The 19,031-nt window shown below is 72.7% G+C and carries 14 protein-coding genes and 2 tRNA genes; 6 read left to right on the top strand and 10 right to left on the bottom strand.

What is annotated here, in order from left to right; all coding sequences use genetic code 11:
• Positions 1-58 precede the first annotated feature (58 nt).
• The 4 genes from gdhA to HNR21_RS07690 all read left to right on the top strand — a co-directional run bounded on the left by gdhA (position 59) and on the right by HNR21_RS07690 (position 3,871).
• On the top strand, positions 59-1,402 hold the full coding sequence (gdhA, locus tag HNR21_RS07705) for an NADP-specific glutamate dehydrogenase (protein WP_119726711.1): 1,344 nt from the start codon (positions 59-61) through the stop codon (positions 1,400-1,402).
• Between the two features lie 53 nt (positions 1,403-1,455).
• Positions 1,456-1,529, top strand: a tRNA-Pro gene (locus HNR21_RS07700).
• Between the two features lie 8 nt (positions 1,530-1,537).
• Positions 1,538-1,611 (top strand) — tRNA-Glu (locus tag HNR21_RS07695).
• Position 1,612: 1 nt separating this feature from the next.
• The gene (locus tag HNR21_RS07690; protein ID WP_182704624.1) at positions 1,613-3,871 is read left to right on the top strand and encodes a hypothetical protein; all 2,259 of its coding nucleotides are present in this window, start codon (positions 1,613-1,615) and stop codon (positions 3,869-3,871) included.
• A gap of 55 nt (positions 3,872-3,926) precedes the next feature.
• Here the strand turns inward: HNR21_RS07690 and HNR21_RS07685 are convergent, their stop codons facing one another.
• The 5 genes from HNR21_RS07685 to HNR21_RS07665 are packed head-to-tail and all read right to left on the bottom strand — an operon-like array spanning position 3,927 to position 8,491.
• Positions 3,927-4,937 carry a branched-chain amino acid ABC transporter permease gene (locus HNR21_RS07685; protein ID WP_182704623.1) on the bottom strand — a complete coding sequence of 337 codons (1,011 nt, stop codon included), beginning with the start codon at positions 4,935-4,937 and terminating at the stop codon, positions 3,927-3,929.
• A complete protein-coding gene (locus HNR21_RS07680; protein WP_182704622.1) occupies positions 4,934-5,797 on the bottom strand; it encodes a branched-chain amino acid ABC transporter permease in 864 nt (287 codons plus the stop codon). The genes HNR21_RS07685 and HNR21_RS07680 overlap by 4 nt, the downstream gene beginning before the upstream one ends.
• Positions 5,797-7,035: an ABC transporter substrate-binding protein gene (locus tag HNR21_RS07675; protein WP_182704621.1), complete on the bottom strand. Its 1,239-nt coding sequence runs from the start codon at positions 7,033-7,035 to the stop codon at positions 5,797-5,799. The genes HNR21_RS07680 and HNR21_RS07675 overlap by 1 nt, the downstream gene beginning before the upstream one ends.
• Positions 7,036-7,053: 18 nt before the next feature.
• The gene (locus HNR21_RS07670; protein ID WP_182704620.1) at positions 7,054-7,746 is read right to left on the bottom strand and encodes an ABC transporter ATP-binding protein; all 693 of its coding nucleotides are present in this window, start codon (positions 7,744-7,746) and stop codon (positions 7,054-7,056) included.
• Complete coding sequence (locus HNR21_RS07665; RefSeq protein ID WP_182704619.1) at positions 7,733-8,491, bottom strand: ABC transporter ATP-binding protein; 759 nt, start codon at positions 8,489-8,491, stop codon at positions 7,733-7,735. The genes HNR21_RS07670 and HNR21_RS07665 overlap by 14 nt, the downstream gene beginning before the upstream one ends.
• A 453-nt stretch (positions 8,492-8,944) precedes the next feature.
• Here HNR21_RS07665 and HNR21_RS07660 point away from each other — a divergent pair, with 453 nt between their 5' ends.
• Positions 8,945-10,255, top strand: coding sequence for a tannase/feruloyl esterase family alpha/beta hydrolase (locus HNR21_RS07660; RefSeq protein ID WP_182704618.1), 1,311 nt, complete (start codon positions 8,945-8,947; stop codon positions 10,253-10,255).
• Positions 10,252-11,487, top strand: a complete 1,236-nt coding sequence (locus HNR21_RS07655; protein WP_182704617.1) for an extracellular catalytic domain type 2 short-chain-length polyhydroxyalkanoate depolymerase — start codon at positions 10,252-10,254, stop codon at positions 11,485-11,487. Before HNR21_RS07660 ends, HNR21_RS07655 begins: the two co-directional genes overlap by 4 nt.
• 46 nt (positions 11,488-11,533) lie before the next feature.
• Here the strand turns inward: HNR21_RS07655 and HNR21_RS07650 are convergent, their stop codons facing one another.
• The 5 genes from HNR21_RS07650 to HNR21_RS07630 all read right to left on the bottom strand — a co-directional run bounded on the left by HNR21_RS07650 (position 11,534) and on the right by HNR21_RS07630 (position 18,960).
• Positions 11,534-13,426 carry a helix-turn-helix domain-containing protein gene (locus HNR21_RS07650; RefSeq protein ID WP_119726702.1) on the bottom strand — a complete coding sequence of 631 codons (1,893 nt, stop codon included), beginning with the start codon at positions 13,424-13,426 and terminating at the stop codon, positions 11,534-11,536.
• Between the two features lie 11 nt (positions 13,427-13,437).
• Positions 13,438-14,211 (bottom strand): 3-hydroxybutyrate dehydrogenase, encoded by a 774-nt coding sequence (locus tag HNR21_RS07645; RefSeq protein WP_182704615.1) that lies wholly within the window; start codon positions 14,209-14,211, stop codon positions 13,438-13,440.
• Positions 14,212-14,412: 201 nt separating this feature from the next.
• Positions 14,413-14,934 (bottom strand): lytic polysaccharide monooxygenase auxiliary activity family 9 protein, encoded by a 522-nt coding sequence (locus HNR21_RS07640; protein ID WP_119726699.1) that lies wholly within the window; start codon positions 14,932-14,934, stop codon positions 14,413-14,415.
• A 473-nt stretch (positions 14,935-15,407) separates the two neighbouring features.
• Positions 15,408-16,196, bottom strand: a complete 789-nt coding sequence (locus HNR21_RS07635; protein WP_182704614.1) for a hypothetical protein — start codon at positions 16,194-16,196, stop codon at positions 15,408-15,410.
• A 145-nt stretch (positions 16,197-16,341) separates the two neighbouring features.
• The gene (locus HNR21_RS07630) at positions 16,342-18,960 is read right to left on the bottom strand and encodes an ATP-binding protein (RefSeq protein ID WP_182704613.1); all 2,619 of its coding nucleotides are present in this window, start codon (positions 18,958-18,960) and stop codon (positions 16,342-16,344) included.
• Positions 18,961-19,031: the final 71 nt, after the last annotated feature.

Raw genomic sequence — 19,031 nt, 5'->3', positions numbered from 1 at the left:
TTCCCCGCCGTGAGAGGTCGTGACTAGGCTGGCGGGCAACCGAGCGGGGGGACAGGGCGTGCACGAGAGGCTTGAGCCGATCTTCGAGCAGGTGGTCCGGCGGAACGCCGGGGAACTGGAGTTCCACCAGGCGGTCCGGGAGGTGTTCGAGAGCGTCGGGCCGGCCATCGCCAAGCATCCCGAGCTCACCGAGGCCAAGATCATGGAGCGGCTCTGCGAGCCGGAGCGGCAGATCATCTTCCGGGTGCCGTGGCAGGACGACCGCGGGGAGGTGCACGTCGAACGCGGGTTCCGGGTGGAGTTCAACAGCGCGCTCGGGCCGTACAAGGGCGGGCTGCGCTTCCACTCCTCGGTGAACCTGGGGATCGTCAAGTTCCTGGGCTTCGAGCAGGTCTTCAAGAACAGCCTCACCGGGCTGCCGATCGGCGGCGGCAAGGGCGGCTCGGACTTCGACCCCAAGGGGCGGTCGGACGCCGAGATCATGCGGTTCTGCCAGTCGTTCATGACGGAGCTGTACCGCTATCTGGGCGAGCACACCGACGTGCCGGCCGGTGACATCGGGGTGGGCGGCCGGGAGGTCGGCTACCTGTTCGGCCAGTACAAGCGGATCACCAACCGGTACGAGTCGGGGGTGCTGACCGGCAAGCCGCTGCTGCACGGCGGGGCGCAGGTGCGCCGGGAGGCCACCGGGTACGGGTGCGTGTTCTTCGTGGACGAGATGCTGCGGGCGCGCGGCACCTCCTTCGACGGCAGGCGGGTGGTGGTGTCGGGGTCCGGCAACGTCGCCGTCCACGCGATCGAGAAGGCCGCCCAGCTCGGCGGGACCGTGGTGGCCTGCTCGGACTCCACCGGCTACGTGGTCGACGAGAAGGGCCTCGACCTGGAGCTGCTCAAGGAGGTCAAGGAGGTCCGGCGGCAGCGCATCTCCGAGTACGCCCGGCTGCGGGCCGGCAGCGGGGCGGTGTTCGTGCCCGGCCGCAGCGTGTGGGAGGTGCCGTGCGAGGTGGCGCTGCCCTCCGCCACGCAGAACGAGATCACCGGGGCGGACGCGGCGCGGATGGTCGAGGGCGGCTGCATCGCGGTCGGCGAGGGCGCCAACATGCCGACGATGCCGGAGGCGGTGCGGATCTTCCGGGAGGCGGGGGTGGCGTTCGGGCCCGGCAAGGCCGCCAACGCGGGCGGGGTGGCGACCAGCGCGCTGGAGATGCAGCAGAACGCCAGCCGCGACTCCTGGTCGTTCGAGTACTCCGAGGAACGGCTCCACCAGATCATGAAGGACATCCACACCCGCTGCATGACCACCGCCGACGCCTACGGGATGCCCGGGGACTACGTGGCCGGGGCCAACATCGACGGGTTCACGCGGGTGGCCGAGGCGATGCTCGCCATGGGGCTGATCTGACCGGTTAATTCCGTTGCGGCATATCGGACGGCGCTTCTAGCCTGGCCGGGCATCGGCGTGTAGCTCAGCCAGTCAGAGCACCGGGCTCGGGACCCGGAGGGCGCGGGGGCGGAACCCGCCACGTCGGCGGCACGGCAGCGTGTAGCTCAGTCAGTCAGAGCGCCGGGCTCTCAACCCGGAGGGCGCGGGGGCGGATCCCGCCACGCTGGCATGAGCGACGACGCACAGCTCCAGGTGGGTCCGGGCTACGCCCGGACGCAGGTGGCCAAGGCCCTCGTCACCGCCGCCTCCCACGAGGACGCGGACACCCGGCGGCGGGCGGAGGAACGGATCGACCGCTGGCTCCAGGTGCTCTCCGGGATGGCGGACGGGACCCTGTCCATCGGGTCGCGGACCCCGGTCGAGGGGCTGCCCGCCTGGGTGACGCCCGAGGTGGTCCGGGGCGGGTTCGCCACCGGGAACGCCGCCGCGGGCGGTCCGCTGGAGCCGTACGAGGAGGAGGCCGCCCGCCGCGCGGGGGTGCCCGCGGAACGGCGTGCGCTGTTCGGGCACTACCTGACCGACGAGGGCCTGGCCGAGCTGGGCGAGCTGCTGGACAGTGGCCGGTACCAGGTCACCGTTCCCGAAGAGGCGGCGCTGCTGACGGTGGCGTGGCTGCTGCGGGCGGGCGACCGGGCGGCGGCGCTGGACGTGCTGGAGGAGATCGGGCCGTTCGCCGACCGGCTGCGCTTCCTGCCCCGGCCCACCAAGACGCCGCCCCGGGACGCGACCCTGGCGCACCGGTGGACGGTCGGCGAGATCAGCGGGCGGCTGGCGGCCAAGCGGACGCCCGCGCCGATCGCCGCGCAGCGCGAGGCGCTGACGGTGTGGAACCCGTTCGCCGACGAACTGCTGGCGCACTGGCTGGAGACGGTCCGGGACGGACGGGTCGGGGCGGTCGAGCCGGAGGGCTGGCGCGAGCGCGGCGAGAAGCTGATCCGGCGCTACCGGAGGCTGGCCGAGGAGCACCCCCACTGCGGCAAGCACCGCAATCCCAAGGAGAACCTCGCGATCCTGCGGACGGCGCTGGAGGCGGTGCTGGAGGACCGCGAGCCGCCCCGCCTGCTGCGGCACGCCGTGGACTCGATGGTCGCCAAGCGCGGCGCACCCGGCTCCCCCGGGCATGCCGCGCTGCGCGAGGAGCAGGCGGCCCAGGCGGCCCGGCCCACCCATCACGCGCTGGCGCAGATCGTGCTGGCCCGCCTGTCGGCGATCCCCGGGGACGAACCCCTGCCGGCGGTCGAGCCGTTCATCGCCCCGGTCACCGACGACGAGGAACGCCGCACCCGCGTGCCCGCCGGATCACAGCTGCCCGACTCGATGCGGCGCATCGTCGCGGACGCGCTGGAGGCCCCCATCGACGTCCTGGTCGAACGGGGCGTCGTCCCCTCGGCCGAGGTGCTGGCGGAGCTGACCCCCCAGCTCGTGGCGGGCACGACCGCGCTGGCCTACCGGGACGAGGCGCTGCGGACCCTGATGGCGGCGACCTACCGTGCGTTCCGCAACCGCCGGTCGCTGCTGCTGCTCAACCTGGAGCACCAGGTGCGGATCGGTGAGCTGCCCTGGGTCGAGGCCGTCGCCCGCCACCGCCGCCGCGACGGGACGACCCGGGAGAGCGCCCGCACCGTGCTCAGGCAGCTGGGCGAGCTGGCGCTGCAGGGCTTCCCGGGCACCATCCTGCCGAACCCGCTGATCGGCGAGCTGGCGGCGCTGGCCCGGCAGGCGGGCGTGGACGTCCCGCTGACCGAGGAGCTGGCGGCCGACATCTTCATGGGCACGTTCACCGCCAAGTTCGCCGAGGCGGCCCGGCTCGCCGCCGACCTGCTGGAGGGCACCCTCTACGAGCGGTACTACGGCATCGACTACGCGGCGGTCCGGGAACTCGGCGACGGCCCGCTCCGCCGCAAGCACGGCAAGCGGGTCTCGGCGGGCTTCGACCGGCTGTGCCACAGCCGTGCGGGCGTCCCCGCGCAGCGGTGGGGTCCGGTGGCACAGAACGGCATGGTCATCGAGCAGGCCCAGATCCTGACCACCCACAACCTGGCCGCGCTGGCCGGGCCGATCGGCGCGGACCCCGCCCCGGGCTGGGACGACCTGGCGCGCCGGGCGTTCACGACCGCCTGCCGGCTGGTGGGCCGCGTCCACCGCAACCCGCGTCCGCTGCCGGCCATCAAGGACGCCGCGTACGCGTGGCGGCAGGCGCTGTTCTTCCTGTCGCTGTGCGGCCTGAAGGAGCAGATCGCCGTGACCGCCTGGATCCAGGACGAGCTGGACCGGCAGCCCGGACACGTGGTGGCGCGCCTCGACCCGGTGGTCGCCGGGCTCCGCCACGTCCTGACCGGCGGCAGCCTCGACGACGGCACCGCGCCGCACGCCCGTCGCTTCACCGGCTGGCAGGCGGGCGGCCACTGGATGCGGCAGGTCGGCTAGCGGACGGCGAAGGGCCGGTGGGCGAGCCCCGCCCACCGGCCCCGGGAATTCACGCCTACGACCTCTTCGCGACCGCCTCGGTGGGTTCCGCCGGAGCCTTCGCGGCGGGCTCCGCGGCCGGCTCGTCGCCCTTGGGACGAGAGGCCAGCAGGTCGCGGGCGGTGCCCCAGATGCCCTTGCGGAACAGCATGACGATCAGCACGAAGATGACGCCGGTGACGATGCCGGTCTCCTCGAACCCGGCGGTGGCCAGGTAGTCGTTCAGCGTGACGATCAGGGCCGCGCCGAGCACCGCGCCCCACAGGGTGCCGATGCCGCCGAGGATGACCATCATCACCGCCTGCCCGGAGGTGGTCCAGTACACGTCGTGCAGCGAGGCGAAGCCGTGGCTGATGGCGAACACCCCGCCGCCCAGCCCGGCCAGCGCCGCCGACAGCACGAACGCCAGCAGCCGGTACCGGTCCACCGGGTAGCCCAGCGCCCGCGCCCGCGACGGGTTGTCGCGGATCGACACCAGCACCTGCCCGAACGGGCTGCGCACGATCCGCCAGGCCGCCCACAACCCGAACAGCACGAACGGCAGGCCCGCGTAGTAGAAGAAGAACGGGTCCGACAGGTCCATCCCGAAGAACTCCCGGGGCACCCCCTGCAGCCCGTTCTCCCCGCCGGTCACGTCCCGCCACTGGTTGACGATGAAGTAGATCATCTGGGCGAACGCCAGCGTCACCATGGCGAAGTAGATGCCGGACAGCCGCACCGCCAGGTAGCCGATCGGCACCGCCAGCACCGCCGCCGCCAGCGCCCCGCCGACGATCGCCACCGGGAACGGCAGCCCGGTGTGCAGCGCGATCAGCCCGGTCGTGTACGCCGAGGTCCCCCAGAACGCCGCGTGCCCGAACGACAGCAGCCCGCCGTACCCCAGCAGCAGGTCCACCGCCACCGCGAACAGCGCCCACGCCATGATGTCCATCGCCACCGGCGGATAGATCAGCCACGGCAGCGCCAGCGCGACGACCAGCCCGATCCCCAGCGCGACCGGCCGCCGGGCCAGCAGACGGATGATCATACGAGGCCCTCCTGCCGTCCGAACAGGCCCGCCGGGCGCCACAGCAGCACGGCCGCCATCAGGATGAACACCAGCGTCTGCGACAGCGCCGGGACGTACAGGTTGCCCAGCGCCGAGACCACCCCGATCAGGAACCCGGCCGCCACCGAGCCGAACACCGAGCCCAGCCCGCCGATCACCACGACCGCGAACACCACGATGATCAGGTCGCCGCCCATCAGCGGGTTGATCGCCCGCATCGGCGCGGCCAGCACCCCGGCCAGCCCCGCCAGCGCGATCCCGAACCCGAACACCGGGGTCACCCAGCGCGAGACGTCGATGCCCAGCGCCCGGGTCAGCTCGGGCTTCTCGGTGGACGCCCGGACGATCATGCCGATCTTGGTGCGGGTCAGCGCCAGCCACACCGCGCCGCACACCACCGCCGACAGCGCCAGCACGAACACCTGGTAGGCCGGGTAGTCGAACAGCCCCAGGTTCAGCGTGCCGTTCAGCAGCTCCGGCCGGGCGTACTGCTGGGACTGCACCCCGTACTGCCGCCTGACCAGGTCCTGCAGGATCAGCGCCAGCCCGAACGTCAGCAGGAACCCGTACAGCGGGTCCAGCCCCGACAGCCGCCGGATCAGCAGCCGTTCCAGCACCACCCCGGCCAGCCCGAGCAGCACCGGCACGATCACCAGCGCCGCCCAGAAGCCGATCCCGAACGAGTCCAGCAGGATGAACGCGCCGAACGCGCCGAGCATGTAGAACGCGCCGTGGGCGAAGTTCACCACGCCCAGCATCCCGAAGATGACCGCCAGGCCCAGGGCGAGCAGGGCGTAGAACGCCCCGCCCACCAGGCCGTTGAAAGCCTGCTCGATCATCAGAGCCTGCAGCTTCCGCTGACGGGCTGGAACGCCTGGTTCGCCGGGATGGTCTTCAGGATCTTCTCGTAGTCCCAGGGCTCCTTGACCTCGGCGGCCGGCTTGACCTCGGCCAGCTCCACGTCGTGCAGCAGCAGGTGGTCGGCCGCGCGGATCTCGGCGTTGTCGGCGAACACGTCGTTGAACTTGTGGCCCTCCAGTTCCGCCACCACCGCGTCGGAGGCGTCGGTGCCGGCCCGCTGCACGGCCTCCAGGTACTGCATGGCGGCCGAGTAGTTGGCGGCGTGCGCGAACGACGGGCGCTTGCCGGTCTTGGCCATGAACTTGTCGGCCCACGCCCGGTTCTGCGGGTTGGCGTTCCAGTACCAGGGGTCGGTGAACTTGGTGCCGGCCAGCGCGTCGGGGCCGAGCGAGTGGATGTCGGTGATGAACATCAGCCCGACCGCCAGGTCGATGCCCTTGTCCTGGAGCTTGTACTCGTTGTACTGCTTCACCAGGTTGACCAGGTCACCGCCGGCCTGCATGGTGCCGAGGACCTGCGGCTTGGGGCTGAGGTTGGGGGCCTTGAGCAGGAACGTGGAGAAGTTGTCGTTCGGGAACGGCGTGGGGTCGCTGCGCACCACGGTCCCGCCGGCCTTCTGGATGGCGGCGGTGAAGCTGCGGTTCATGTCCTGCCCGAACGCGTAGTCCGGGTAGACGATGTACCAGTTCTTGGCCCCGTCCGCGGTGACCGTGCTGCCGGTGCCGTTGGCCAGCATGTAGGTGTTGTAGCCGTAGTGGAAGGTGTACTTGTTGCACTGCCTGCCTTCCAGCTCGGTGGTCGCCGCGCCGATGTCCATGAAGATCTTCTTCTTGGCCTTGGCCTGGTTGGCGACCGCCAGCGCGGCGGCCGAGGACGGCACGTCCAGGATCACGTCGGCGCGCCGCCGGTCGTAGAGCTCCTGGGCCTTGGAGTTGGCCAGGTCCGGCTTGTTCTGGTGGTCGGCCGAGATCACCTCGATCTTGTCGGCCACCGCCTTGTCGCCGTACTTGGCCTTGTAGTCGGCGACCGCCATCTCGACCGCGGTGACGCTGTTCTTGCCGGACAGGTCGGCGTAGATCGCGGTCTGGTCGTTGAGCACGGCCAGCGTGACGCCGCCGTCGCTGATCTCCCCCCCGCCCCCGCCGGGACCGCCGCCGCAGCCGGCCAGGAGGGCGCCGGCGGTGGCGACGGCGATGGTCAGACCCTTTGCCTTCATCTTCTTCTCCTACCGGGGTCAGATTCCGAGGTGTTCGAGGAGTTCGTTCTGGCGGGCGCGGACCTCGGCGTTGTCGAGCGACTCGACGACGCGGCCCTCGGCCAGCAGGTAGTGGCGGTCGGCGACGGAGGTGGCGAAGTGCACGTTCTGCTCGACCAGCAGGACGGTGACGCCGCGGGCCTTGACCCGGCGCATGATGTCGCCGATCTGCTGGACGATCACGGGCGCCAGCCCTTCGGTGGGCTCGTCGCACAGCAGCAGCCGGGAGCCGGTGCGCAGCACCCGCGCCATGGCGAGCATCTGCTGCTCACCGCCCGACAGCCGGGTGCCGGGGGACTTCCGGCGCTCCTTGAGCCGGGGGAACGCCGCGTAGATCTCCTCCATCGACCAGGGCTCGGGGCCGGTGGCGGGCGGCAGCAGCAGGTTCTCCTCGACCGAGAGGGTGGCGTAGATGCCGCGGTCGTCGGGCACCCAGCCGATGCCGAGCCTGGCCCTCCGGTGCGGGGGCAGGGCGGTCAGGTCGGTGCCGTGCAGCGACATCGCGCCGGTGGCGCGGGCGTGCAGGCCCATGACGCAGCGCAGCAGGGTGGTCTTGCCGGCCCCGTTGCGGCCGACGAGGGTGACGATCTCGCCCTCGGCGACCTGGAGCGACACCTCCCGCAGCACCTGGGCCTCGCCGTACCAGGCGGACAGGTTCTCAACGGTGAGCATCGGCGTCTCCCAGGTAGGCGCTGATCACGCGCGGGTCGTGGCGGATCTCCGCGTACGGGCCCTCGACCAGCACCCGCCCGGACTGCAGGACGGTGACCCGGTCGGCGAGGCTGGAGACCACGGACATGTTGTGCTCGACCATCACCACGGTCCGGCCCTCGCGGACCCGGCGGACCAGCTCCACGGTGCGGTCCACGTCCTCAGTGCCCATCCCGGCGGTGGGCTCGTCGAGCAGCAGGACCTTGGGGTCCAGGGACAGCGCGAGCGCCAGTTCCAGCGCCCGCTTGCGGCCGTAGGCGAGGGTCCCGGCGGGCCGGTCGGCGAACTCCAGCAGCCCGACCTGGTCGAGCAGCTCGTCGGCCCGGTCGGAGAACCTCGCCAGCGCCTTGTCCGACCGCCAGAACCGCCAGCCGAGCCCGGTCGGCCCGGCCAGCGCCAGCTCCAGGTGCCGCCGCACGGTCTGCTCCGGGAACAGGCTGGTGATCTGGAACGACCTGGCCAGCCCGGCGCGCGCGACCTGCTCGGGACGCCGCCCGGTCAGGTCCCGGCCGCCCAGCGCGATCGTGCCCTCGGTGGCCGGCAGGAAGCCGGTGAGCAGGTTGAACAGCGTGGTCTTGCCGGCGCCGTTCGGGCCGACCAGGGCGTGCACGCTGCCCTCGGCGACGTCCAGGTCGACGCCGTCGACGGCGCGGAAGCCGCGGAACTCCTTGGCCAGACCCCGCGCCGTCAGGATGGCACCGGTCATGGTCCTGGACCTCCTCAGGGTGGACGACGCGGGCCGCAATCCGGTGATCCGGCCCACATCGGTCGTTGTGACGCGGGACACTATGGCAACCCCGAACGGTGCTCACCATGTCGTGTCACCCCACAAACCCGGCGGAAGCTGTGTGGATGTTCGACATCACATCGGCGACGCCGGGGTTATGGCCGCCGGGCACATGGGGTCGCCGCCATCGACGGCCCGGCCTCCCACCACCGGGACGGCTCATGACGAGACGACGGGCCCCGACCCTGCGGCGTTCCGGGTCCGCCGGCCGCCGCGCCGCCGATTACCCGGCCGGAGTCCCCGACCGTGGCGCACCGGGCACGCCGTGGCGGCGGGGCACATGCGCGCCGAGGCGAATGTGTGCCGGTGTGACGTGGTGCGGGCCACAGCGGCTGCCCAGGATGACGGCATCCACCCCCTGGAGGAGGCGTGATGCCGATCATCCGACCCCTGCTCGCGACCGCGCTGGTCGCGAGCGCGGTGGCCGTCCCGGCCCGTTCCGCGGCGGCCGACTCCTGTCCCCAGGTGACCGTTCCGGGTGCCGAGCACCAGGTCATCGCCTGCCTGGACGACCTGACCACCGCCGGGACCGTCGCCTCCGGCCACACCGTGCCGGCCGACTACGCCGGGCTGCACCCGGCCGGGGCGCGCAACCCGAGCGGCGTGCCGGGGATGCAGATCGACGGCTACTTCCCGGACGACTCCACGTTCAACACCCACCACGGTTGGAACCACGACAGCCAGTTCGTGATCCGGCTGCCCGAGCGGTGGAACGGCGGCCTGGTGGTGGCGGGCACGCCGGGCAACCGGCGGCAGTACGCCAACGACTTCACCATCTCCGACCGTGCGCTGGCCAAGGGGTACGCGTACGCGGCGATCGACAAGGGCAACAGCGGGCTGGAGTTCTACAAGGACGGCGACCGGCCCGGCGACGCCATCGCCGAGTGGAACTTCCGGCTGACCCAGCTCACCAAGGCCGCCCGGCAGGTCGTCAAGGCCCGCTACGGCAGGACGCCGAGCCGGACCTACGCGGCGGGCGTCTCCAACGGCGGCTACCTGGTGCGCTGGCAGTTGGAGAAGCACCCCGAGCTCTACACCGGCGGCATCGACTGGGAGGGCACCCTGTGGTCGGACAGGGGACCCAACCTGCTGAAGTTCCTGCCGACCGTGCTGAGCGGGTCGCCGGAGAAGGTGTATCCGGCCGCGTCGTCGTTCCTGTGGCCCTACCACAGGCAGGTGTACTGGGACCTGACGCAGCGGATCTACCGCGAGGAGATCGACCCGGCCTATGACGGGGACCTGCAGGCGGGGATCCCGTACTGCGCGCCGGGCACCCCGTCCTGCGACGCCGACTACGACTACGACTCCCGGCCGCACGAGGTCCGCAAGGCGGTGCGGAAGATCTCCCTCACCGGCGAGATCGGCCGCCCGATGATCACGATCCACGGGACGCTCGACGCCCTGCTGCCGATCGACGCCGACTCCGACCACTACGCCGCGATGATCCGGCGGCAGGGCCGTTCGGCGCTGCACCGCTACTACCGGATCGAGGACGGCAACCACACCGACGGCCTGTACGACGCGTTCCCCGACCGCCTGCGCCCGCTGCTGCCCTGCTACCACAACGCGTTCGACGCCCTGGAGGCGTGGACCACGCGGGGCGTGCGCCCGCCCGCATCGGCGACCCTGCCCCGACCGGACGGCGACGTGGTCACCACCTGCCCGCTGACGGGAGGCCGATGATGAGACTGCGCCTGTCCGCGCTGACCGCGGCGATCGCGACCGCCGTCACCGGAGTGCTCGCCACCGCGGCCCTGGCGGCGGTGCCGCCGCCGACCGCCGGTGACCTGCGCTCGTACAACATCGGCGCGACGTACGTGTCCGGGGTGTCGTCCGGCGGCTACATGGCCAACCAGTTGCACGTCGCCTACTCGGGGGTGTTCCAGGGCGCGGGCATCTTCTCGGCCGGGCCGTACCGGTGCGCGCAGGGCGACCTGGCGACGGCGCTGAACGCCTGCATGCAGACGTACATGCCGCGCAAGACGCCCGCGCAACTGGTCTCCGAGACCCGTTCGCTGGCGAGCAGCGGGGCGGTGGATCCGGTGGCGAACCTGTCGGGCGACCCGGTGTACCTGTACCACGGGTCGAACGACCAGACGGTGGTGCGCGCGGTCAACGACGACCTGGCCGCCTACTACCAGAGCCTCGGGGCGCGGGTCTCGTACCGGAAGACCACCTCGGGCCACGCGTGGGTCTCCCCCATCGGCCCCGTGAGCTGCACCAGCACGGCCTCGCCGTTCATCAACAACTGTGGGGACGACCCGCCCGGCCAGATGCTGGCGCACCTGTTCGGCGCCCCCGTGAACGCGCCCGCGTCACAGTTGAACGGCACGCTGATCCAGTTCGACCAGAACGACTACGCGGTGGGCGGTGACGCGTCGGCCATCAGCATGGGCGACGAGGGGTTCGCCTACGTTCCGGACGACTGCGCCAACGGGGCGCAGTGCCGTCTGATGGTGGCGCTGCACGGCTGCAAGCAGGGCTACCGGTACCAGTCGTTCGGCGACAAGTTCATGCGGTACGCGTACCTGAACGAGTACGCCGACACCAACGACATGATCGTGCTGTACCCGCAGGCGATCCCCACCACCGATCTGACAAACCCGAACGGCTGCTGGAACTGGTGGGCCTACCAGGGCGACACCCGGTACGCGCAGCACGGCGGCACCCAGATCGAGACCATCCTCAACATGGTGGAGGCCCTCACCGGCTCCGCCCCGCCCCCGTCCCCGACGCCCACCCCTACCTTGGAGTGCGTGACCGCCAGCAACTACGCGCACACCACGGCGGGCCGCGCGTACGCCCTGTACGGCAACACCTACGCCAACGGCTCCAACGAATACCTCGGGCTGTGGAACATCTACACGACCAGCAGCATCAGACAGACCAGCCCAGGCCACTGGGTGAAGTGCTGACACCACCTGCGACAACGGCCCGGGGGCGCGTCCCCCGGGCCGTTCCTCATTCCAGGCGCAGGCGGTGCAGGCGCAGGGCGAGCTGGAGTTCGAGGGCCCGTTCGGGCTCCTGCCAGCCGGGGCCGAGGAGGCGGCCGACGCGTTCCAGGCGCTGGGTGACGGTGTTGGTGTGGATGTGCAGGCGGGCGGCGGTCTTGCTGAGCGCGCCGCCGCAGCCGAAGTAGGCGTCGAGGGTGGCGACCAGTTCGGTGCCGCGTTTGGCGTCGTAGTCCAGGACGGGGCCGAGGGCCGACTCGACGAAGCCGGTGACGTCGTTGTCGTGGCCGATCAGCAGGCCGACGAAGCCGAGTTCCCTGGCCCCGGCCCCGGTGCCGCGCCGGCCCAGCGCCAGCAGGGCGTCGGCGCAGCGCTTGGCCTCCTCGTAGCAGGCGGTCAGGGGCTCCAGGGCGGTGACGGGCCCGGCGGCCCCCGCCGTGGCGGGCGCGCCGAGGGACTGGCCCAGCTCGCGGGCGACGCCGCGGGCGGTCTCGCCGGGGTCCTCACCCGGCAGCAGCAGGATGATCTCGGCCCCCTGCACCTGGAAGAGGCCGTGGTGGGCGGTGGCGTGGGAGGCCGCCCAGAACGCGGCGCGGCGGCGGCCGGTCTCGTCGTCGGCGTCGTGCCGGACCACCACCAGCACGTGCCGGTCGCCGGGCTCCACCCCGACGCGCCTGGCGCGGTCGGCCATCGTCTGCCGGTCGATCATCCGGCCGTCCAGCAGGTCGCGCAGCAGGTCGCCGCGCACCCGGCCCTCGGCCTCGGCGACGCTGCGCTGGATCAGCCGCAGCAGGGCGATCACGATGGCGGCGCGTTCCAGGATCCGCTGGTCGATGTCGGACAGCGTGTCGGACGGCTCGCCGGCGCAGCGCAGCACCAGCGTGCACAGGGTCTCCGCGCCGGCGGTGGCGGTCGCGACCCGCAGCGCGCCCCGGGAGACGGTACGGCCGGTGGTGCGGGAGGCGGCGGCCAGGTCGGCGGCGATCGCCAGGTCGGCCGGGTCGGGCTCGCCGCCGACCGACGCCAGCACGGCGTCGCCCTCCAGCACGAACACCGTGCCGCCCAGCACGTCCACGACCACCCGGCAGATGTCGGCCACGCCCGCGCCGCGCACCACCAGGTCGGCCATCCGGTCGTGGGCCTGCGCGGCGCGTTCCACCGCGTCGCCGCGCGCCCGGATCACCTCGTTGGCGGCGCTCAGCTCCTCCAGGGCGGCGCGGGTCTCGGCCAGCAGCCGGGCGTTGTCGATCGCCACCGCCGCGTAGGCGGCCAGCGAGCTGAGCAGCGCCACCTCCTCCTTGGCGAACGGGTGGTCGGTGCGGTGCGCGGCGAACAGCACCCCGATCGACCGGGAGCCCAGCCGCATCGGCACCCCGAGGATGGAGACCAGTCCCTCCTCGGCGACCGCGGTGTCGATCTCGGTGGTGTGCCGGAACTGGTCGTCCGACAGGTAGGACCCCGAGGTGTAGGGCATGCCGGTCTGCGCGACCAGCCCGCCGAGCCCGGCCCCCAGCGGCAGCCGCAGCGCCCGGAACGCCGCCGACACCGACCCGTCGGTGACCCGCATGTAGGTGTCGCCGCGCTCGTCGTCGTTCAGGGTCATGTACGACACGTCGGCGTGCAGCAGCCGCCGCGCCCGCCGCACGATCGCCTCCAGCACCGCGTCCAGGTCCCGCAGCCCGGCCAGGTCGCTCGCGGTCTCGAACAATGCCGCCAGCTCGGCCTCGCGGCGGGCCCGGCGTTCCAGGGTGGCCCGGATCTGCAGCGCGATCCGCTTGCCGTGCTCGAGCCTCTCCAGGGTCTCCGGGCTCGCCCCGGCCGCCCGCGCCTCCAGGACGGGAGCCTCGAACTCGACCGCCGGAGCCTCGCGGGCCAGCAACTCCAGGAAGAACTCGAGACTCATACGGGACAGAATCAACCCGCCGTCCATCCGCCGTCGATGGTCAGATGCGAACCCGTGATCATCGCGGCCTGCGGGGCGCACAGATAGGCGACCAGTTCGGCGACCTCCTCGGGCTCGATGAGCCGCTTGACCGCGGCCCGGCCCAGCATCACCCGCTCGACCACCTCGCCGGGCTCGATGCCGTGCGCGGCGGCCTGGTCGGCGATCTGCCCCTCCACCAGGGGGGTGCGCACGTACGCGGGGTTGATGCAGTTGGAGGTGACGCCGTGCGGGGCGCCCTCCAGCGCGATGACCTTGGACAGCCCCTCCAGGGCGTGTTTGGCGGCCACATAGGCGGACTTGTAGGCCGAGGCGCGCAGCCCGTGCACGCTGGACACGTTGATCACCCGCCCCCAGCCCTCCCGGTACATGTGCGGCAGGGCGGCGGCGACGATCCGGAACGGCGTCTCCACCATGACCCGCAGGATCCGGCCGAACGTCTCGGGCGGGAACTCCTCGATCGGCGCCACGTGCTGGAAGCCGGCGTTGTTCACCACGACGTCGGCGGTGGCGGCGGCCGCCAGCACCGGGTCCAGCGCGTCGAGGTCGGCCAGGTCGGCGACCACCGCGCGCCCGCCCAGCTCGGCGGCGACCTTCCCGGCGGCCTCGGCGTTGATGTCGGCGATCACCACCTCCGCGCCCGCGGAGGCCAGCCGCCGGGCGCAGGCACGGCCGATGCCGCTGGCGCCCCCGGTGACCAGGGCGCGGCGGCCGGACAGGTCCGGGATCGCAACAGGGTCGGTCATGGCCACAGAAGCTACGGAGTGGAGTCCCCCGCCACCATGGCGGTGCGCCCCATGCTTTCCCGGAACCTTGTGGGCTCCCCCCACATGCCCGATGGGCCGGATGCCCGGACCGGCGGCGCGGTGTGCCGCGGCCGCCGGTCCGGGCATCCGTTCCCCGGTGCCCGCCGGGGTCCGTCTCGAGCGGGCTCCGGGTGGGGGACGTCAGCGGACGTCCAGGTCGACGCAGGCGTAGAAGGCGTTGGGGGTGTCGGCGATGTTCCAGACCGCCAGCACCTTCTGGCGGCCGCTCACGCTGCCGAGGTAGACCGAGTGGGACACGCTGGACGGCGGCTGCCGGTCTCCGCCGTCGAACACCGCGATCCGCCGGTCGCCGATGTAGTACTCGTAGTCCCTGGTGCGGTGCGGGGCGGTGAACGTCCAGGTGAACGTCACCGTCCGGCCGACGACGGTGGCCCGCCAGCCCTTGGAGTCGTCGTCGAGTTCGGCGAACCGCGCGTTTCCGCCGCTGCAACTGCGCAGCCCCTTGGGACCTTCGACGCTCTGCGGCTCCCATTTGATCTGTCCGCACGGGACGATTCCCTGCGCGCACTGCGCCTGCCGGCTCGGCGGAGACAGGACGTAGCCGTGGGCATTGGCCGCGGTGGCCGGGAGGATCACGGTGACGAGCGGGGCGATTCCCACGCCCGCCGCAATGGCGGCGAGCCTGCGTCTTGATTTCTTCATGCGGGGGTTCCTTGTTCTCCAGGGTGGTCGGATTCCGTCGGGGCCACCGGCTGTGCGGGTGGCAGACCGGGGCGTGGACGAGCCCCGGCGATCGCGGCGCGGCGAACGGGCCGCGGCTCCTCACCTGCGGCGGGCCGCGCACGCTGGGGAGACGGAGGGGCGCGTGGCATCGGAACCTCCATCTAATAGGAAACTTTCCTATTAGATAACCGTACGATAACCGCCCGTCCACCACCCGGCAAGATCTGTTGTTGACGCGGTCGGCGCGACGCGATATAACCACCGCTGGTCGGCGGCCAAACCAGCTCACCGGCCCGGAAAATCGTCAATCATTGACCATTGATCCGCCGCCAAGTCGGCAATAGCTGACTTGAGGCGAAGTGATCTCTCCGGTCAATGCCGCCTGCCGCCAAGGCGCGCACGCAGGGCCGTTCTCCCGATCTCCATCCGCGCGAATGCGGAGAATCCCGTCGTCAGCAGGGGTCCTCGGCGTTGAGGAGGTTGGCGGTGCTGAACCAGACGTCGTGGGCGCCGGTCATGTCGAGGACGGCGGGGGCGTCGGAACGGCCCTCGTACAGGACGGGGCACTCGCCCTCCGGAAGCGACGGGGCGCAGGGGATCGGGGTGCTCGGCATGTCGCGGATGGTGAGCAGGACGCCGGCCTCGAGCTGCTCCGGGGACACCCAGGACGGGACGGAGCCGAGGGTGAGGATGTGCTGGAAGTCGGGGTCCTGCGCGATGTAGTGCGACAGGTGCGCCTGGCCGCCCGCGCCGAACAGCAGGTACGTCATGTGGTGCGGGCGCGGCAGGTCGGCGTTGAAGTGGCGGAAGTGGACCACGTTCTCGACGGTCACCGGGATGCCGGTGGCGAACGGATCGCCGACGGGCTCGCCCCGCTCGCCGTCGTTGTCGCGGAACAGGTCCGCCCGGAACTCCGTCCGCCGGCCGCTCTTGAGCTGCGGCAGGCTGAACGGGTCGTCGCCGGAGTTGATCAGGTTGAACGCGAGCTTGGGATCGGCCCGGCGGCCCGCCCGGTACTCCTCCATCACCTCCCCGGGCAGCGACGCCCGCAGCACCACCTGGTACATGTGGCGCTCCATGGTGAACATCGGCATGTGGCACAGGAACAGCGCCTCGGTGCCGATCATGAAGAAGCCGTGCTGTCCCGGCCTGTTGGCGATCGGGTCCGTCCCGGCGGGGGCGGCGGAGGGCTGCAGGTCCTCATGCGCCCAGGACTTCTCGCCGGTTCCCGGTGCGGTCATCGTTCTCACCCGCCCAACGGGGTGCGCGTTGCACTGATGGATTCGAACTTTTCCCACAGATCACTCAACTGGGGATGATTTCCTTTGTAATGCCGGGGGCGCGGCCACGTCGCCCACCGACACGCCAACTTCGTTGCACGACCGGCTAGATCGGCTCCAGCTGCAGGCGGGAGAGCTCGCGGCGGGAGGACACGCCCAGCTTGGGATACGCCTTGTAGAGGTGGTACTCCACCGTCCGGGGCGACAGGAAGAGCTGGGCGGCGATCTCGCGGCTGCTGATGCCCTCGGCGGCGAGCCGGACCACCTGGCGTTCCTGCGGGGTGAGACGGGCCAGCAGGTCCGGGGCGGCGGCGCGGGCGGGCACGACGGCGTCCCCGGCGGCGCGCAGCTCGGCGCGGGCGCGCTCGGCCCACGGCCCGGCCCGCAGGGACTCGAAGGTCTCCAGCGCCGGGCGGAGCACGTCGCGGGCGTCGGAACGGCGGCGCGCCCGGCGCAGCCACTCCCCGTACAGCAACTGGGTGCGGGCGCGTTCGAACGGGCGGCCCGTGTCCCGGTGCGCGCGGACGGCCTCGGCGTACGGCTCCTCGGCGTCCTCCAGCAGGCCGCGGCAGCGCAGCAGCAGGGCGCGGGACCACGCCCCGCCCCCGGCGTCGGCCCACGCCCGCAGGCGCCGCATCGGCTCCCGGGCGTCCTCGGGCCGGCCGGCGCGGACCGCCGCCTCGACATGGTCGGCGGCCGACACGATCCCGCCCGCCGTGTGCCGCCGCGGGCCGCCCGCGATGCCGGCCAGACGCCGCAGCGCGTCCGGATACCGGCCCGCGCCCAGGTCCAGCAGGGCGAGGGCGTCGTCCACCGGGTCCGCGGGGGCCAGGGCGCGCAGGCGTTCCCCGTCGCCCTCGATCGCGGCGACGCGGGCCGTGACCGCGGCGAGCCGGTCGGCGCGGTGCGGCATGCCGAGGGTGCGGGCCAGCTCGGCCGCCTCGGCGACGGTCGCCTCGGCCTCCCGGTGCAGCCCGGCGTCGACCTGCGCCCGCGCCAGCGCCTCCAGCAGGTCGGGCAGCGCCCCGACCTGCCCGTCCCGGCGGCAGCGGGCCACGGCGGCGGTCGCCAGCTCCAGCGCCGCCGCGTCGTCCCCGATGACCAGCCCCAGGTGAACGGCCTGGGTCAGGTCCGCGGCGGAGGCGGACGGCAGCGCCCGGCGGGCCTCGGCGACCAGCTCGCGCAGCGGCGGCAGCCCGGCGGCGTGGTCCCCGGCGGCCAGCCGCGCCATGCCCGCCACCACCCGGTCGTCCCGCCCGATCGCCCGCAGCTCCTCGTCGGCGGCCCGTACCGTGTCGAGGTCGGCGCCCGCCCACGCGTACAGCGCCCCGGTGCGGAGCATGGCCTGCGCCTCGGCGGGCGGGGCGTGCCGGGCGTGCCGCACCAGCAGGCGGGCGGCGGCGCGGGCGTCACCGCGTTCGTACTCCACGGCCGCCCGCACCCGTGCCGGCGAGGTCGCCTCGGCCGGGTCGTCGACCAGCCGTTCGGCCTGGTCGGCCAGCTCCCCGGCCTCCTCGACGCGCCCGGCCCGCAACGCGGCGGAGGCGGCGGCGCCGAGGCGGCGGGCGCGCGCGGCGGGCTCGGGGGTGAGGTCGGCGGCCTGGCGGAACAGGGCGGCGCCGGGGCCGTGGCCGCCGCGGGCCAGCGCCCGTTCGGCCGCCCGCTGCAGCTCGGCGGCCACCTCCTCGTCCGGGCCGAGCGCGGCGGACGCCAGGTGCCGGGCGCGGCAGCCGGGCTCGTCGGCGGTGTCGGCGAGCACCCGGTGCACCTCGACCCGCCGGGTGGTCACCGCGTCCTGGTAGGCGGCGGCGCGGATCAGCGGATGCCGGAAGCCGATCGAGTCGCCGGTGACCTCCACCAGCCCGGCCCGCTCGGCCTCCTCCAGGTCGTCCAGGCCCACCCCGAACCGCCGCGCGGCGCCCAGCAGCGAGGGCATGTAGCCGCGTCCCTCGGCCGAGGCGATCAGCAGCATCAGCCGGGTCCGCTCGGGCAGCGCGGCGATCTGCGCGCGGAACCCGGCCAGCACCCGGTCGGCCACCGGCAGCGGGACGGGCCCGTTCGGGATCCGGCGCACCGCGGCGAACTCGACCAGCGCCAGCGGGTTGCCCGCCGACTCGGCGATCACCCGTTCCCGCAGCGTGGGCGGCAGCCCCTGGACGGCGGGCAGCCGCCGGGCGTCGTCGGGCGCGAGCCGGGCCAGCGCCAGTTCCGGCAGCCCGGCGGTGCGCAGCGCCCCCTCCCGCGCGGCGAAGATCATCGCCACGCCCTCGGCGGTCACCCGGCGGGCGGCGAACAGCAGCGCCTCGACCGTGCTGGAGTCCACCCACTGGGCGTCGTCCACCAGGCACAGCACCGGGCCGTCACCGGCCAGGTCGGCCAGCAGGGTCAGCACCGCCAGGCCGATGGTGAAGCGGTCGGCCGCCCCGGTCGCCGAGCCCAGCGCGGTCCGCAGCGCGGCGGCCTGCGCGTCGGGCAGGCGGTCCACGCGGTCCTGCACCGGCCACAGCAACTGGTGCAGCCCGGCGAACGCCAGGTCGACCTCCGCCTCGAAGCCCACGGCGCGCAGCACCCGCATGCCCTCCGCGTGCGCGGCGGCGTACTCCAGCAGGCTCGACTTGCCGATGCCCGCCTCGCCGCACAGCACCAGGGCTCCGCCGCGGCCCGCGCGCACGCCCGCCAGCAGCCGGTCGATCTCGGCCTGCTCGGTGTCCCGCCCGTAGAGCACGCCTCCCAAGTTACGTGCCCGACTACCGAAACATTACGGATTCGCCCCGTAGGCGGCCGTTCGTAGCGTCG

The sequence above is a fragment of the Thermomonospora cellulosilytica genome (assembly GCF_014138835.1).
GTDB classification, from domain to species: Bacteria; Actinomycetota; Actinomycetes; order Streptosporangiales; family Streptosporangiaceae; genus Thermomonospora; species Thermomonospora amylolytica.
Note: the sequence above shows the minus strand (reverse complement) of the source record. Positions and strands in the feature narration are given on the sequence as shown.

Excerpts from the sequence above, each read along its gene's own strand:
- HNR21_RS07665 (WP_182704619.1), bottom strand. The coding sequence starts at position 8,491 with ATGACCGGTGCCATCCTGACGGCGCGGGGTCTGGCCAAGGAGTTCCGC.
- HNR21_RS07675 (WP_182704621.1), bottom strand. The coding sequence starts at position 7,035 with ATGAAGGCAAAGGGTCTGACCATCGCCGTCGCCACCGCCGGCGCCCTC.
- HNR21_RS07690 (WP_182704624.1), top strand. The coding sequence starts at position 1,613 with ATGAGCGACGACGCACAGCTCCAGGTGGGTCCGGGCTACGCCCGGACG.
- HNR21_RS07670 (WP_182704620.1), bottom strand. The coding sequence starts at position 7,746 with ATGCTCACCGTTGAGAACCTGTCCGCCTGGTACGGCGAGGCCCAGGTG.
- HNR21_RS07685 (WP_182704623.1), bottom strand. The coding sequence starts at position 4,937 with ATGATCATCCGTCTGCTGGCCCGGCGGCCGGTCGCGCTGGGGATCGGG.
- HNR21_RS07645 (WP_182704615.1), bottom strand. The coding sequence starts at position 14,211 with ATGACCGACCCTGTTGCGATCCCGGACCTGTCCGGCCGCCGCGCCCTG.
- HNR21_RS07680 (WP_182704622.1), bottom strand. The coding sequence starts at position 5,797 with ATGATCGAGCAGGCTTTCAACGGCCTGGTGGGCGGGGCGTTCTACGCC.
- HNR21_RS07655 (WP_182704617.1), top strand. The coding sequence starts at position 10,252 with ATGATGAGACTGCGCCTGTCCGCGCTGACCGCGGCGATCGCGACCGCC.
- HNR21_RS07640 (WP_119726699.1), bottom strand. The coding sequence starts at position 14,934 with ATGAAGAAATCAAGACGCAGGCTCGCCGCCATTGCGGCGGGCGTGGGA.
- HNR21_RS07660 (WP_182704618.1), top strand. The coding sequence starts at position 8,945 with ATGCCGATCATCCGACCCCTGCTCGCGACCGCGCTGGTCGCGAGCGCG.
- HNR21_RS07650 (WP_119726702.1), bottom strand. The coding sequence starts at position 13,426 with ATGAGTCTCGAGTTCTTCCTGGAGTTGCTGGCCCGCGAGGCTCCGGCG.
- HNR21_RS07635 (WP_182704614.1), bottom strand. The coding sequence starts at position 16,196 with ATGACCGCACCGGGAACCGGCGAGAAGTCCTGGGCGCATGAGGACCTG.